Consider the following 15,758-nt stretch of genomic DNA (forward strand, 5'->3'; position numbering starts at 1 on the left):
GGTGCATTTATGAATAAAGTTGTTTTAGTTGGTAGATTAACAAAAGACCCTGAGTTAAAGTTTGCTCAAGGGACAGGAACAGCTGTAGCCACTTTCACTGTAGCCGTCAATAGAAGATTTAAAAGAGAAGGTCAACCAGAAGCAGACTTTATACCAGTAGTGGTATTTGGAAAGCAAGCGGAAGCTACTGCCAATTACATGAGTAAAGGCAAGCTTTTAAGCGTATCTGGAAACATTCAAACTAGAAATTATGAGGCTAAAGATGGTACTAGGAGATATGTTACTGAAGTAATTGCTGATGAAGTTGACTTCCTTGAATGGGGAGGAAATAAAACATCAGGTACGAATACTAATCAAGGTGGAAATAATAGCGAATCAAATGCTGGATCTCATGGTTTTAGCAGCGATAGTGATATAACACCAATTGATGATGGAGATATTCCATTCTAATATTAGGTAAGGAGGAAAAACAACAATGGCTATGAACGAACATAAAAGAAGCGGCGGCGGTGCTGGCGGAAACAGAAAGAGAATGAAAAGAAAAGTTTGTGCTTTCTGTATGGACAAAGCAACTGCAATCGACTATAAAGATATAAATAAATTGAGAAAATATGTTACAGAAAGAGGAAAGATTCTTCCAAGAAGAATTTCTGGAAACTGTGCAAAACATCAAAGGATGCTTACTGTATCTATAAAAAGAGCAAGAAACATAGCATTATTACCATTTACTACTGAATAGTAAATGACTGAAAGCAGCGCCTTAAGGTAGCTGCTTTTATTTTTTTACAAGTAAAAATAAATATTATACTCAATAATCAAAATATAAATATAAAAGTATATATTATGCAGTACGATTTGTAGTATACTTGTAGTTGTAACCCATAAAATGTAAACATAGAAAATATTAGATATTAAACTGCGAATTGTCTATATAGAAATAAACTTTAGTTGCATAAATTTAGAAAACTAACTAAAATGGAGTTATAAGCATAAGCCTACAAGGGGAGATGATATACTATGAAGAGACAAGATTTTAATATAATGTCTAATGTTAAGATAGTTGAAAGTTTGAAGGCTGAGCTATTATGTATAATAGGTGATTTCTTCAAGTTGCTAAGTAAGGGAAGCAATGTTGCTCAAGACGCCATACTAGATTGCATTTCGGGGGCAATAATACTTTTATATATATTAGGCGAAAGGCTAGGATATTCAAATGTAGCCGTGGATGAGAGTATGAAAAAGAAACTAAAGGTGGGAATAGTTGAAGGAGATAATATAGAAAAAGATGGGAAAGATCTAAGTAAACTATATTCGCATATAAAGGAAAGATAAGTAATGGAGGAAAAAATGGAGAATAAAAATTATAGTACAAAGGCAATTGTAGAGGCTTCACTTATAGCGGTTATAATTTCAGTAATAATGATTGTAACGGGATACTTGCCGATTGTGTCATTTATAGGGATTTTAATATTACCAATTCCGGTTGCAATACTCTATATAAGGCATAACAGTAAAATAACAATCACTGCTATATTTTTGAGTATAATTTTAACATCCTTAGTATATAACCCAATAATGGCGATATATTCGGCTATAACTTATAGCATTGTTGGAATTGTGCTTGGTTATTGTGTTAAGAAAAATAAAAAGTCATCTAAAACTTTGTTATTTTTAGCTATTAGTTCTGCAATATCTAATATGCTAACCATAGCTTTTTCTATGTTGTTTATAGAAAAAGTAAGTTTTATGAATTTTATTTCCAAAAACTTAGAGTTTTTTAAGCAAACAATGAAAGTTTCCTTTGATGGAGCAAAAACCTTTTATTCACAAGCGGGAATCACCCCAGAACAGTTGCAGCTTTTAGAGAAAAATTATGAAGTGATAGACAAAATGGATGTTACGATAGTTTTGGTAGTAATACCTGCAACTATTTTAATAATTTCATTTATATCAGCTTATTTGAATTATATAGTGTCTAGATCTATATTAGAGAAGCTAAACTACAAAATGGATAAAGTATTACCTTTCAGCAAAGTTTACGTTCCTAACATACTAGGAGCTGTATTAATAGGTATAGTATGTATAGGCATAATACTTTCATCAAAAAAAGTAGCAGGTGGGGATTATATACTAAATGCCTCCCAATTACTTGTGCAACTTGTATTTATTATAAATGGCCTGGCGGCAGCTACATATTTTCTAAGAGTTAAAAAAAATGTATCTAAACCAGTAGTAGCACTAATTTTAGTGTTAACATCGCTTTCGCGTCTAGGTAGTATTTACTTTTCAATAGGACTCATGGAGATGGCTTTTGATTTTAGAAAGCTTGATTCAGATAGAATTAAAAGAAAATAATTGGGGGCACATTATGGAAAATAAATACAATTATTTTAGTGTTAATAATAAAATATATATGGTGACAATGGCCCTACTCATATGTATAATATTTTATTACGGTCACCTTGAAGTAGGGAGTTTAACACTGGGACTATACGCAATACTAGTAGTGTATAATATCTACAACTCTAAGGTTAAAAAAAATGAGTGGAAAAAATTCATTGAAAACTTTTCATCTAAACTGGATATAGCAACCACAAGCACCTTAGTAAAACTTCCTTTTCCACTAATAATAATAGGGTATATGGGAAATATATTATGGTATAATCAAAGTGTAACTACAATGCTTGAAGGGGAAGATCTTTTAAATAAAAATATTAGAGATATAATTAAGGAACTAAATCTAAAACAAGTTTTAGAGGGTAAAAGAAATATATTTCCAAATATTAAAATAAAAGAAAAGTGGTATGAAATCTACACAAATATTGTTGATACAAACGAGAATAAAAATGTTAAAGATAAGATTATGCTTTTATATTTTTATGATATAACGGAAAAAAACAGTGTAATAAAAGGCATTAACGGTAATAGGGAAAGCGTTATGCTAGTGGAAGTTGATAACCTTGATGATGTTGTTAAAACTACAGAAGAAGATAAGGCTCCCTTACTTGTAGCTGAGATTGAGAGAACAATAAACAGCTATGGACAGAGTGTAAATGCGGTGGTAAAAAAGTATACATCGAATAAATATGTTATTATAGTTCAAGACAAGTATATTGAAAAAGAAATAGAAAAGAAATTTGATATACTAGATAGTGTTCGCGAAATAAGTAATGGTAATAAACTCGCAGTTACATTAAGTGTGGGCGTTGGTAGGGGAGAAGATACACCACTTAAAAACTATGAATTTGCTACCTCGGCTAAGGAACTTGCCTTAGGTAGGGGTGGTGATCAAGCAGTTGTGAAAAAAGGTGAAAAATTATCTTTCTTTGGTGGGAAAACAAAAGAAGTTGAGAAAAGAACTAAGGTTCGCGCAAGAGTTATAGCTCATGCATTAATGGATTTAGTAAACGAGAGCAACACTATCTTCCTCATGGGACACAAAAATGCTGATCCTGATTGTTTAGGCTCGGCTATAGGTCTATATAGTATTATTAAAAAATCAAACAAAGAATGCTATATTATTCTCGAAGGAATAAATAGCGGTATAAAAAGCATGATGGATATAATACTTGCAGATGAAGAATACAAAAATACTTTTATAACAAGTGAGAAATTTAAAAGTGTTAAAAATTCAAATAGCCTAATTATATTAGTGGATGTGCACAATGAAAGTCATGTTCAAAATTTAGAAATAGTTAAAGAGATAGAAAAAGTAGTTATAATTGACCATCATAGAAAGTCACAAGATTTTATACAAGGGGCAGTCCTGAGTTATATGGAAACTTACGCATCATCTACTTCTGAGTTAGTTACTGAGATGATTCAATATATGGTTGATAAGCCAAAACTTAAACATATAGAAGCGGTAAGTCTTTTGGCAGGAATATGTGTGGATACAAAAAATTTCTCGTTTAAAACGGGGGTTAGGACATTTGAAGCAGCAGCTTTTTTAAGGCGTCATGGTGCAGATACTATGGATGTTAAAAAAATGTTTTCTGATGATTTGAGTATTTATTTGAAAAGAGCTGATATTATAAGATCGGCGAAAATTAAAAATGAAATTGCTATAGCCATTTGTCCAGAAATAATAGATGATACTGTATTAGCTGCCCAAGTTGCGGATGAACTTCTAAATATTACAGGTATCGAAGCGTCGTTTGTTATTGTAAAAACAGGAGATGAAGTATTTATCAGTGGAAGGTCTCTTGGTAAAATAAATGTACAGTTAATACTTGAGACATTAGGGGGAGGCGGACATATGACTATGGCCGGTACGAAATTTACTTCACTGAAACTTGAAGAAGTAGTGGTGAAGTTAAATGAAGCTATAGATGAATATTTAAAGGAGGGCGAAAAATAATGAAAGTTATATTATTAAAGGATATTAAAGGCACAGGTAAAAAGGGCGACGTGATAAACGCTGCAGATGGATATGCGAGGAATTTTTTATTTCCTAGGCAATTAGCTAAAGAAGCTACAGACTCAAATATGCACATATTAAATAAAAAAAATGATATTGAAAGAAAAAAGAAAACATCTGAAATTGAGGATGCGCAAAAATCAGCTAATGAGCTTAAAGACAAAGTTATAAAAATAATTGGTAAAGCTGGAGAAAATGGAAAACTTTTTGGTGCAATTACAACTAAAGATATAGCAATAGCGTTAAATAAACAATGCAATTTAGATATTGATAAAAAGAAAATAGTAACAGATACAATAAAATTATTAGGAACTTATGAAGTAGAAATTAAAATATATCCAGAAATATCTACTAAGATAAAAGTTCTTGTTTGTGAGGAATAATTATATAAACCGAAGGGAGGAAACGCTTTAGTAAATAAATGATAATCATATTTATTAAAGCGGATTACGTTTGAAGACATTATTAGTTAATCAAATTGGAGAACAGGTTGAAAGAGATGTGTTACCTCTGGACACACAAATAGACGTTTTATATGAAATAATGAGGAATGTGCTAGATGAAGGCACTATAAAGTCTAAAACCATAAAATTTAAACTTCAGAAGCACATTAAAAGTGAAAGTATCTATAGAAGGTTATTCGCTTTAAATAAAATTATCAGCAATGGTAAGGGTATAGAGATAGTTCCTAATGAAAAAAATATACAAGAGGCACTAGATAATACTAATGAATGGTTGACTGATGAAATAGCTAAAAGATATGTGCAAAATAAGATTGAAGCTGAAGTAGAAAAAAATCTAATGGAAAAGCAAGATAAGTATATTGATGAAGTAAGACTTGGAATAATTAAGAAACAAAAGGGACCTGAAAATGCTAAGACACTTAAAAAATATGCGGATTTAGAAGAACTTGATAGTAGAAAACTTACTAAAAATATACAAGCTATGTTAAGGCCAGAGAGTTTTAGTGAAATAGTTGGTCAGGAAAGAGCTATAAAATCCCTGTTATCTAAAATGGCATCACCATATCCACAACACATTATTCTTTATGGGCCACCAGGAGTTGGAAAGACTACTGCGGCGAGGCTTGCTCTTGAGGAAGCTAAAAAGCTAAGTTATACTATTTACCATAAAGATGCTAAATTTGTAGAAGTGGATGGTACAACACTACGGTGGGATCCAAGAGAAATAACAAATCCACTTTTAGGATCAGTACATGATCCGATATATCAGGGAAGTAAAAGAGATTTAGCTGAGGGTGGTATTCCAGAGCCAAAAACAGGTCTTGTAACAGAGGCTCATGGAGGAGTATTATTTATTGATGAAATAGGTGAACTCGATAGTATACTTCAAAATAAATTACTTAAAGTATTAGAAGATAAAAGAGTTGAGTTTTCATCATCTTATTATGATCCTGAAGACGAAAACACACCTAAATATATAAAATATTTATTTGATAAAGGTGCTCCAGCAGATTTTGTTTTAATAGGAGCTACTACCAAGGAACCATCAGAAATAAATCCGGCATTAAGATCAAGATGTACTGAAGTTTATTTTGAACCATTAACTGCTGTGGATATAGAAAATATAGTGGTAAATGCTGCGAATAAATTAGAAGTTAAAATAGGAGATGGGGTTGCGCAAATTATTGGTAGATATACTATTGAAGGAAGAAAAGCTATAAACATTTTAGCAGATGCTTATGGATTTGTACTGCATAATAGAAAATCAGAAGATGCGTCTCAAGTTGAAATTCAGGTTAAAGACTTGTTAGATATTATATCTATAAGTAGACTATCGCCCTATGAGGAATTAGATAAAGAAGTTAAAGCTGAAGTTGGCCACATATATGGACTTGGGGTATCGGGATATATAGGATCAACTATAGAAATAGAAACATCAGTATTTGAGGCCAAGGAAAAAGGTAAAGGTCAAGTAAGATTTAATGATACCGCTGGAAGCATGGCTAAGGACTCAGTGTTTAATGCTGCATCCGTAATAAGAAAAACAACAAATAAAGATATTAAGGATTATGACATACATGTAAATATAGTAGGTGGAGGTAAAATTGATGGACCATCGGCTGGAGCCGCTATAACTGTATGTATAATCAGTTCTCTTTTAGACAAACCTGTAAGACAGGATGTTGCAGTAACTGGAGAGATATCCCTTAGGGGTATTATAAAACCAGTAGGTGGCATATTTGAAAAAATTTACGGGGCAAGAAGAAAGGGAATTAAGCTAGTTATAGTTCCGAGTGATAATGAAAAGGAAGTTCCGATTGACCTTAAAGATATTGAAATAAAAACATCATCAAACATTGAAGAGCTAATGGAATTAGTGTTTGAAATAAAATAAATTAAATATAATTAATGGCCCTGTTAAATCATTACCTGCGGTGATGTATTTTTAGCAGGGCATAAATCATTACTTTAGGGGAGATAAAAAAATGGATACACCTCTTAGAAGTTTACCTTATAATTTAGAAGCAGAACAATCAGTAATTGGATCAATGCTTATAGATAAAACCGCGATATCACGAGTAGTAGAAGTTTTAAAAAGTGATGATTTTTACAGAGATTCTCATAAGGTTATATTTAGCGCTATTTTTGATTTATATCAAAAAGATACGCCCATTGACATGATTACTTTACTCGAGCATTTACGTTCTTCTGAAAAATTAGAAGCATCAGGGGGAATTACTTATATTTCAGAGATAAGTAACTCAATACCCTCCACAGCTAATTTAAGTTCGTACATAAAAATTGTAGAAGATAAATCTACTTTAAGAAAACTTATTAGAGCTTCTACTGAGATTATGGAAAATTGTTATAATAAGCAAGATGATGTAGAAGCTGTAATGGATCTTGCAGAGCAAAAAGTATTTAACATATCACAGAAAAAAAATGCAGGTGATTTTGAACCAATGAACACAGTTCTAGAGCGAGGGTTCTTAGAAATAGAAAGAATATTTAATAATAAAGGGGAAACAACAGGAATATCTAGTGGGTTCCCAGAACTTGATGATAAAACCGCTGGATTTCAAAAGGGTGATATGATTCTTATTGCTGCAAGGCCGTCTATGGGTAAAACTACCTTTGCACTAAATTTAGCAGAGTATGCAGCTCTTAGGCAAGGGAAAAGTGTAGCTGTATTCTCCCTGGAAATGTCTAAGGAACAACTTTCTTATAAACTGCTTTGTTCAGAAGCAAATGTTGACATGTCAAAGCTCAGACATGGTGATTTGGAAGATAGGGACTGGGAAAATATAGCAAAAGCATCCGGACCGCTTGCTGCTGCTAAAATATTCATTGATGATACAGCAGGAACTTCTGTTATGGATATGCGTTCAAAATGTAGAAAATTAAAAATGGAGCATGGCATAGATCTTATAGTTATAGATTATCTTCAACTTATGACTGGTAGCAATACAGAAAGCAGACAACAAGAAGTATCAGAAATATCAAGATCTATTAAAGCTCTTGCGAAGGAGATGCAGTGCCCTGTTATAGCATTATCACAGCTATCGCGTGCGCCAGAGCAAAGAACAGACCATAGGCCTATGTTATCTGATCTTAGAGAGTCAGGTTCTATTGAGCAGGATGCTGACCTTGTTATGTTCTTATATAGAGATGAGTATTATAATGAGGAAACGGAAGATAAAAATGTAGCAGAACTTATAATAGCAAAACAAAGGAATGGTCCTATAGGCACAGTAAAACTTGCATGGATAGGCCAATTCAGTAAATTTGCAAGACTTGATGTAATTCATAGAGAGTAAGAATACATTAAAGTAGATTTATCTACTAAGCTAGATAAATTATGATAGGATAACAAAATTTAAAAATTTTGTTATCCTATTTTTATTTGAGTATATATTGTGGGAGAGGTTGATATGACTAGTGAGCTATTAAGGATATATTCTTTAATGTAGATATATATATGTTTACATTTGTAAATAAATATATAAATATATAAATCTATTTATATATTTACAAGTATGTAGATAAACATCTATAAATAGGTTTATAAATATATTTATAAATATGTCATTACAAAAGAAGGATATTAATACATAATATAGAATATATACCAATAAGAAATAATTAGAAAAATTTAGGAGGGAAAATAAATGAACTTAACAGAAATATCAAAAAAATATCCTATATTAAAGAAAGAGTTAGAATCTGTACTAACTGTTGACATAGGAAATACATTTACAAAAACAAGTACCAATGTAATTTTTGCTAGTAGAGTGTCTGCTGTAAGCAAACATGGTTCTAGGGCTACTGGAATAAGTAACATCACTTGGAATGGAAAGTTATACACCGTAGGTAATAAAGAAGGCAAGCTTAACATGGAATCTAACAAATATATGTCCGATCATTATAAGTTAAACCTGCTTAACGCTATTGCACTAAGTTTTAAAGGGGAAACTAAAATAAAGGTAAGACTCGCTGTGGGACTTCCCGCAGAATATTATATAGATCACAGCAGTCCACTTAAAAATGAAATAAAGAAGATGGAAAAGCAATCTATAACAATAAATAATATAACATATGATATAGAAATATTAGATGTACAAGTATTTAAACAAGGAGGTACATTAAGCGCTGAAACAATGGAAACATTTACCTATCCTATGTTATTACTTGACTTTGGTGGTGGTACTTTAGATGTATCTCATTGGAAATATGAGAAAGATGAATTTGGTAACAAGGTGCTTGGAATGACTAAGGCTAGCAGTTTTGCACAACATGGGTTTGAGCCAACGATAGAAGCATTACTCACTAAGTTCAACTCTGCTGACGGATCTGATGGTAATTATGATATATCAGATGCTATCGAATATTTAGAAGATGACGAATTACCTTTTGGGGAAGCAAATGTATTAAAAGACATTAAAGATTTAGTGTTAAGACCATATGTGGAGAAAGCAATAAGTTCAATTAATAGCTCTTTTAAACCGAATACTTGTAAAGATATAAGAATAATAGGCGGACCTTCAAGGTTACTACTAGAATATTTACAAACAGAGTTCATAAAAACTGAGCCAAAGCTCATAGACAATAAAAACCCTCAATGTGCAAATTCTATACTGTTCGCTGAAAGATATAAAGAATTGCTAGTGCTTGAATACTTAGATGGAAATAAAGAAGTTGCTGCAACTACAGTAGCAGGTCAATAATTATGGGAGCACTCCGTAAAACTGTATCATCAAATCTAGGAGAGGAAACAGATAAAGACTTAATTAATTATGTGAGCAATATGGAGAAGAAAGGTATTAATAATTCTAAACTTATAAAGCAGGCCCTGAGATTTTACAGGGACTACGGCAATAAAGTTAAGAAGCTAGATACAGTAGATATTGCAAATATTTTAGATAACCCTGAAGTTAAAAATTATATAGGTAATATAGTTGGAGAGCTTTTTAAAGGTGCTATGCCAAATTCAATTCCACAAATTAACAATGACGTTTTTGTTAAAAAATCAAATGAGAGGGATATAGATTCTGTTGAAAGCGAGTATATGAAAAAACTTAATTGTGTGAAAGATATGTCGTTATAGCTTGGAGTGGCGTTTTCGTCACTCCTTTTTACTTTAAGAATCATAATTATTTTAAAAACACTTATCCTATACGTATAGTAAAATGATACCATATATGATAAAATGTAAGAAAGGCATTCAAAGTAAGCTAAAAAGGGTGATTTAATGTTCTGTCCTAGTTGTGGATCTCAAAATGAAGATAGCTCTAATTTTTGTAAAATATGTGGGATTAATTTATTAATTCAACCTAATACGACTGGTGAACAGATTATTAGTGAAAAAAACTGGTTAGTTGCTTTATTGATGTGTATTTTTCTTGGGGTATTTGGTATTCATAGATTTTATGTAGGTAAAATAGGTACGGGAATTTTAATGATTTTAACCTTTGGTGGTTTTGGAATATGGGTATTAGTTGATATTATTATGATTGCTACTAATTCATTTAAAGATATAAATGGGCTTCAACTAAATAAAAATATGTATAGGTATTAGTTTAAATTGTTTTGTGTATGCTGAAATAGCTCAGTTGGTAGAGTAACGCACTCGTAACGCGTAGGTCGAGGGTTCGATCCCCTTTTTCAGCTCCAAGTTTGTAATATGGAAACAAATATTTTTTAGCACTGGCATAACTGCTGGTGCTTTTTTGTGCGTTCAGCATAGTAAAGTAGACAGACAGTGATTTATAAAGTGGAATAGTAAATGAATGGAAATATAGTAAAACATAGCTTGAGGGTAGAGAAATTTATCTCCAGGCTTTTATATTTAATAGATTGATTAATATTACAAATATTGGGTAATAATACTGATAGACAGAACAAATAAGAGGAAACGATCATGTTTTATTAGCACTAGAAGTGTAATTATATATAAGGTGAGGTTGAATATAAATGAAAAAGATAAAAGTGAAAGTTGGAATAGATAAAAGTAAATTAATAAAAGGTAACAAACGAGTTGTTGCTTGTGGCAAGAACTTTTAACGACATTTCAGAAGGAAAGTCTCCCACTTCTATAAGTGGGAATTACATACCATAACAAAGAGAAAACTTCAAAGGGAGTATAAACGTCCTTCTGAAGTCGTTAATGCAGCTCCTTTGTAGCTGTTGCAGCACCACAGGTGATGATTTAACGACGTTTAAGCATCGAGGATTATAATTTAAAAGGATAGTAAAAAGTAGTTGAGAGTTATATCTTAACTACTTTTTTAGTGTATCATTTATTTCAGAATATTTTCAAGGAGGAGTCTTATTATTTGTATAATTATATCCTCGTTTTATTTGACCTAATAAGTAAGATACAGGTAAAAGTCATGATAATCAGTGGTTTTTTATAAATTATATTATATAAAAAATTATTATTTTCTGTTACAATGGTATTGTACAAAAAAAGGAAAAATTTGTGACATTAGTAATAGTCTTAAATTAAAGGGGAAGATTGATGTAAAAATATGAAAAGTACTAGTTATAATAAGTAGTAAGCTAAATTTCCAAAATATTTTCTAGAAAATATTGCAGAGAACAAAAATGCAAGTAAATCTCTAGGAGAAAAGAATTTACATTAGAAATAATTTATATATTTCTATAATTTTTATTCATTTAAAATATAGGAGGTAAGCATATGAAAAAAAGAGTAGCTTTTATAGCCATGTTATTAACTATGGCGGGTTCACATGTTGTATTCGCTGATAATGGAACAGTGACCGCAAGTTCATTACATGTCAGGCAAAAATCATCAATTTCATCATCAATTATAGCTTCTCTTGCAAGAGATACGAAGGTAGAGACACTTGGTAAAGAAGGGGAGTTCTATAAAATAAATTATAAAGGACAAACTGGATATGTACATAGCTCATATATAAAAATATCGGCAAATACGTCTGGTTCTACAAGTACAGCAAATGGAGCAGGGACGACAGGAACAATAACAACAGATTATTTAAATGTAAGAACAGGATTCGGGATAAATTATTCTGTTGCTAATGTTATTACACGCGGAACTAAAGTGACAATGTATGAAAAATCAAACGGATTTTGTAAGATAAATTATGGTGGCAAAACAGGTTATGTAAGTGAGCAATATGTGAAGGCCGCAACAGCACAGGATACAAACACAAGCACAAATACAGATAGTACAAGCAGTGTGATTACTGGAAGTGGTAATATTACAGCATCAAGTTTAAATGTAAGAAAAACGTCGTCTATGGGTAATAATATCATGGGCACAATAAAAATAAATGCAAAAGTGGATTTGTATGGAACACAAAATGATTTTTATAAAATCAAGTATAATGGACAATGGGGATATATAGCTAAAACTTACGTAAGCCTAGGTAATGACACTCCAAGTAGAGGTGATGTCATAGAAAATGACTCAAATGGACAACAAGGTACTGCAACAAAAAATATAGAGAGTTTAATCTCACAATTAAACACGTTTTTAGGAATGCCATACTTATGGGGTGGTACAACACCAGCGAAGTTTAATTCTAATGGCAAATATGTAAGTGGTGGTTTTGATTGTTCAGGTCTTATACAATATGCTTATAAAAACATAGGTATAAATCTACCTAGAACGACTATGGACCAAATAAATGTAGGTACCTCAGTTAATATAAATAGTCTCAAAAAAGGTGATTTGGTATTCTTTAGGACAAATCCAGCATCGCCTTCCCAAGCATCTCACGCGGGAATATATATTGGTAATAATAAATTTATACAATCTCCCAAAACTGGTGATGTTGTAAAAATATCTGAATTAACTGGATATTATAAAAGTAATTTTATAATAGGAAAAAGAGTAGTAAAATAAGTATATTTAATATAAACCAGGAATAATTAATATTATAGATGAATGTATGATTTTTATTAAATCATACATTCATTTTTTATATCCAATTTATCATAATTAAAAAAGTGAATTTAAAAATATTTCTTAACTTAAAGATTTCTAAAATTTATAAACAATATTGATGTATAATTAAAATATATATTAAAGTTATGTAATTTAATTGATTGACATATAGATATTAAGCACTTGTATCGGCATAATGTATTAGATATAATAAGTTTATTACAATATAAGGAGATAAATATGGAAATGAAGAAGATAAGTGGAATGAAGAAAGGTGATAGGATTGAAGGTTTTTATGTTATAAAATCTGTAGATAGCAAGGTTTCTAACAATAGTAACACAAATAAATATTTGGATTTTAATTTAGGAGATGCCACCGGCGATATAAATGCAAAACTTTGGGAATGGAATGAAAAATTAGAAGATACATTTAAACAAAGCATCTTAGTGAAAATTAAGGGCACAGTAAATGAGTGGAGAGGAAAGCTTCAATTAAAAGTTGAAGCAATAAGACTAACTGAGGAAAAAGATGAAGTAAACATTTGTGATTATGTTGCAGTGGCGCCGTATTCACCGGAAAAAATGTATGATAATATTTTAAATTATTTATCTAAAATCAAAAATATAGATATTCAAAATATAGTTACCAATATTTTAGGGCATAATGAGAAAAAGCTAATGCATTATCCAGCTGCGAAGTCTAACCATCACTCAATAAGATCGGGTCTGTTATATCACACAATCACCATGCTTAAGGCAGGAGAAAAATTAAGCGAAATTTACACCTTTCTAAATACAGATTTGCTATATGCAGGTATAATACTTCATGATATTGGTAAAATATATGAAATGAATGCTAGTGAACTTGGAATTGTAAGCGAGTATTCAGTAGAGGGTCAACTTTTAGGTCATATAGTTCAAGGAATTAAAATGATAGAAACGGCGAGTCTTGAGGTTAAAGCAGATACTGAAGTATCTATGTTGTTACAGCATATGGTGCTAGCTCATCATTATGAAGCAGAATATGGAAGCCCTAAAAAACCTATGATACCAGAAGCGGAAATGCTACATCATTTAGATATAATGGATGCAAGAATGTATGATATGAATAAAGCTTTAGGAGATACAAAGGAAGGCAAATTTTCAGAAAGAATAAGGTCTCTAGATAATATAAATGTTTATAAGAGTTTTGTTAATAAATAGTCTTAAGGAAGATTAGGTAACAGAAAAATACAGTTATTCAATATGGGTAAGTGTATTTTTTATTTAGATAAATAATGTATATACGAACTATTAATTGAAATAATTTATTAATATTCGCATTTTATATTGACTGGGTTATACTGCTCTGATATCATTAAGTAGCATGGCAACAATTGATAGTTTTTATTTCCTATAGAGTAATACAAGGAGGAATATGAAATGAAAAATTTTTATGATGTAGTTATTGTAGGAGCTGGCCCAGCAGGCATATTTACGGCACTAGAAATTTCTAATAAAAAACCTGAACTTAGTGTACTTATAGTTGATAAGGGAAGAAATATAGAAAAAAGAAAATGTCCAGCTAGAGACACAGGAAAGTGTGTTAAATGTAATCCTTGTGGGATAACGTTTGGTTGGTCAGGTGCTGGAGCTTTTTCAGATGGTAAGCTTTCTCTAAGCCCAGAGGTGGGGGGGAGACTTCTCGAATATTTTTCTGAAGACGAATCAAAAAAATTAATAAAGTATTGCGATGATATATATATAAAATTTGGAGCAAATGAGAAGGTATATGGGATTAATAGTGACAAGGTTGACGAAGTTAAATATGAAGCAAGTAAGCATAATATTCGTCTTGTTGAATGTCCAGTAAGGCATTTAGGAACAGAACTTGCCTATGAAGTTTTAAAATCTATGTACCATCATTTAGTGGATAATACAAATACAGAATTTATGGAACTTAGCGAAGTGGAAGAAATATTAATAGAAGATAATAAGGCTACTGGAGTATTATTAAAGAATAAAGATGGTGTGTTTAAGGTTAATGCAAAGTATATTGTAGCAGCACCGGGTAGAGGTGGGGCGGAATGGGCTTCAAATGAAGCTAAAAAACATAATATTGTGGTTACTAATAATGCAGTAGATATTGGAGTAAGAATTGAGGTGCCTAATTCTGTTATGGATCATCTGACAAAGGACTTATATGAAGCAAAATTAGTATATTATTCAGATACTTTTGATAACAAGGTTAGGACCTTTTGCATGAACCCGGGGGGAGTAGTGTCAGCAGAATATTATGATGATAACACGATTGCAGTTGTAAATGGTCATAGTTACTCCGACCAAAAGCTTAGAACAACTAATACAAATTTTGCGATGCTTGTATCTACTACTTTCACAGAGCCATTTAATCAACCTATAGGGTACGGAAAATATATAGCCCAGCTAGGTAATATGTTAACTGGCGGAGGGATAATGGTTCAAAGACTCGGGGATTTACTAAAAGGAAGAAGAACAGATTATGACAGATTAGGTAAATCAACTACGACGCCTACTTTAAAATCAGCAGTACCAGGTGATTTAAGCTTTGTATTACCACAAAGGCACTTAACGTCTATTGTGGAAGCATTAAAGGCTTTTGACAAGATAGCACCAGGTTTATATAGCAAAAACACATTGCTATATGGAGTTGAGGTGAAGTTTTATTCTAGTAAGATTAGTACAAATGATAAGTTTGAAACATCTGTTAGAAATTTATATACAATAGGGGATGGAGCAGGGATAACTAGAGGTCTAATGCAAGCATCTACAACAGGAATCGTAGTAGCAAGAGACATAGCTCAAAAAGAAGACTAAAAATTTAATCTAAATAATTGGTTATATGAATATTAAAAGTGTATAATTCAACATGAAGTAAACATAGAAGACAATAAAATTTCTTAATACTAGTAGTTAAGAAATTTTA

At 31.5% G+C, this 15,758-nt stretch carries 14 protein-coding genes and 1 tRNA gene; all 15 read left to right on the forward strand.

Going from position 1 to position 15,758, the window contains the following annotated elements; translation table 11 throughout:
- Window positions 1-9: 9 nt before the first annotated feature.
- The 15 genes from ACWJJT_RS11265 (at window position 10) to ACWJJT_RS11335 (ending at window position 15,649) form a co-directional block, all read left to right on the forward strand.
- The gene (locus ACWJJT_RS11265; protein ID WP_165411834.1) at window positions 10-450 is read left to right on the forward strand and encodes a single-stranded DNA-binding protein; all 441 of its coding nucleotides are present in this window, start codon (window positions 10-12) and stop codon (window positions 448-450) included.
- Window positions 451-475: 25 nt separating this feature from the next.
- The gene (rpsR, locus tag ACWJJT_RS11270; RefSeq protein ID WP_165411833.1) at window positions 476-739 is read left to right on the forward strand and encodes a 30S ribosomal protein S18; all 264 of its coding nucleotides are present in this window, start codon (window positions 476-478) and stop codon (window positions 737-739) included.
- Between the two features lie 278 nt (window positions 740-1,017).
- Window positions 1,018-1,332 (forward strand): MazG-like family protein, encoded by a 315-nt coding sequence (locus tag ACWJJT_RS11275; RefSeq protein WP_165411832.1) that lies wholly within the window; start codon window positions 1,018-1,020, stop codon window positions 1,330-1,332.
- A gap of 15 nt (window positions 1,333-1,347) precedes the next feature.
- Entirely contained in the window at window positions 1,348-2,355 is a 1,008-nt protein-coding gene (locus ACWJJT_RS11280) for a YybS family protein (protein WP_462954777.1), read from the forward strand.
- Between the two features lie 13 nt (window positions 2,356-2,368).
- On the forward strand, window positions 2,369-4,360 hold the full coding sequence (locus tag ACWJJT_RS11285; RefSeq protein WP_462954778.1) for a DHH family phosphoesterase: 1,992 nt from the start codon (window positions 2,369-2,371) through the stop codon (window positions 4,358-4,360).
- Window positions 4,360-4,803: a 50S ribosomal protein L9 gene (rplI, locus tag ACWJJT_RS11290; protein ID WP_216302167.1), complete on the forward strand. Its 444-nt coding sequence runs from the start codon at window positions 4,360-4,362 to the stop codon at window positions 4,801-4,803. The genes ACWJJT_RS11285 and rplI overlap by 1 nt, the downstream gene beginning before the upstream one ends.
- Window positions 4,804-4,873: 70 nt before the next feature.
- Window positions 4,874-6,778, forward strand: a complete 1,905-nt coding sequence (gene lonC / locus ACWJJT_RS11295) for a Lon family ATP-dependent protease (protein ID WP_462954779.1) — start codon at window positions 4,874-4,876, stop codon at window positions 6,776-6,778.
- Window positions 6,779-6,869: 91 nt separating this feature from the next.
- Window positions 6,870-8,201, forward strand: a complete 1,332-nt coding sequence (locus ACWJJT_RS11300; protein ID WP_462954780.1) for a replicative DNA helicase — start codon at window positions 6,870-6,872, stop codon at window positions 8,199-8,201.
- Window positions 8,202-8,552: 351 nt separating this feature from the next.
- Window positions 8,553-9,608: a ParM/StbA family protein gene (locus ACWJJT_RS11305; protein WP_462954781.1), complete on the forward strand. Its 1,056-nt coding sequence runs from the start codon at window positions 8,553-8,555 to the stop codon at window positions 9,606-9,608.
- Window positions 9,609-9,610: 2 nt separating this feature from the next.
- Window positions 9,611-9,988: a hypothetical protein gene (locus ACWJJT_RS11310; RefSeq protein ID WP_462954782.1), complete on the forward strand. Its 378-nt coding sequence runs from the start codon at window positions 9,611-9,613 to the stop codon at window positions 9,986-9,988.
- Between the two features lie 144 nt (window positions 9,989-10,132).
- On the forward strand, window positions 10,133-10,459 hold the full coding sequence (locus tag ACWJJT_RS11315; RefSeq protein WP_462954783.1) for a TM2 domain-containing protein: 327 nt from the start codon (window positions 10,133-10,135) through the stop codon (window positions 10,457-10,459).
- Between the two features lie 19 nt (window positions 10,460-10,478).
- Window positions 10,479-10,554, forward strand: a tRNA-Thr gene (locus ACWJJT_RS11320).
- Window positions 10,555-11,581: 1,027 nt separating this feature from the next.
- The gene (locus ACWJJT_RS11325) at window positions 11,582-12,772 is read left to right on the forward strand and encodes a C40 family peptidase (RefSeq protein WP_462954784.1); all 1,191 of its coding nucleotides are present in this window, start codon (window positions 11,582-11,584) and stop codon (window positions 12,770-12,772) included.
- A gap of 282 nt (window positions 12,773-13,054) precedes the next feature.
- The gene (locus tag ACWJJT_RS11330) at window positions 13,055-14,017 is read left to right on the forward strand and encodes a 3'-5' exoribonuclease YhaM family protein (protein WP_462954785.1); all 963 of its coding nucleotides are present in this window, start codon (window positions 13,055-13,057) and stop codon (window positions 14,015-14,017) included.
- A gap of 219 nt (window positions 14,018-14,236) precedes the next feature.
- A complete protein-coding gene (locus tag ACWJJT_RS11335; protein ID WP_462954786.1) occupies window positions 14,237-15,649 on the forward strand; it encodes an NAD(P)/FAD-dependent oxidoreductase in 1,413 nt (470 codons plus the stop codon).
- Window positions 15,650-15,758: the final 109 nt, after the last annotated feature.

The sequence above is a fragment of the Clostridium sp. CM041 genome (assembly GCF_055081035.1).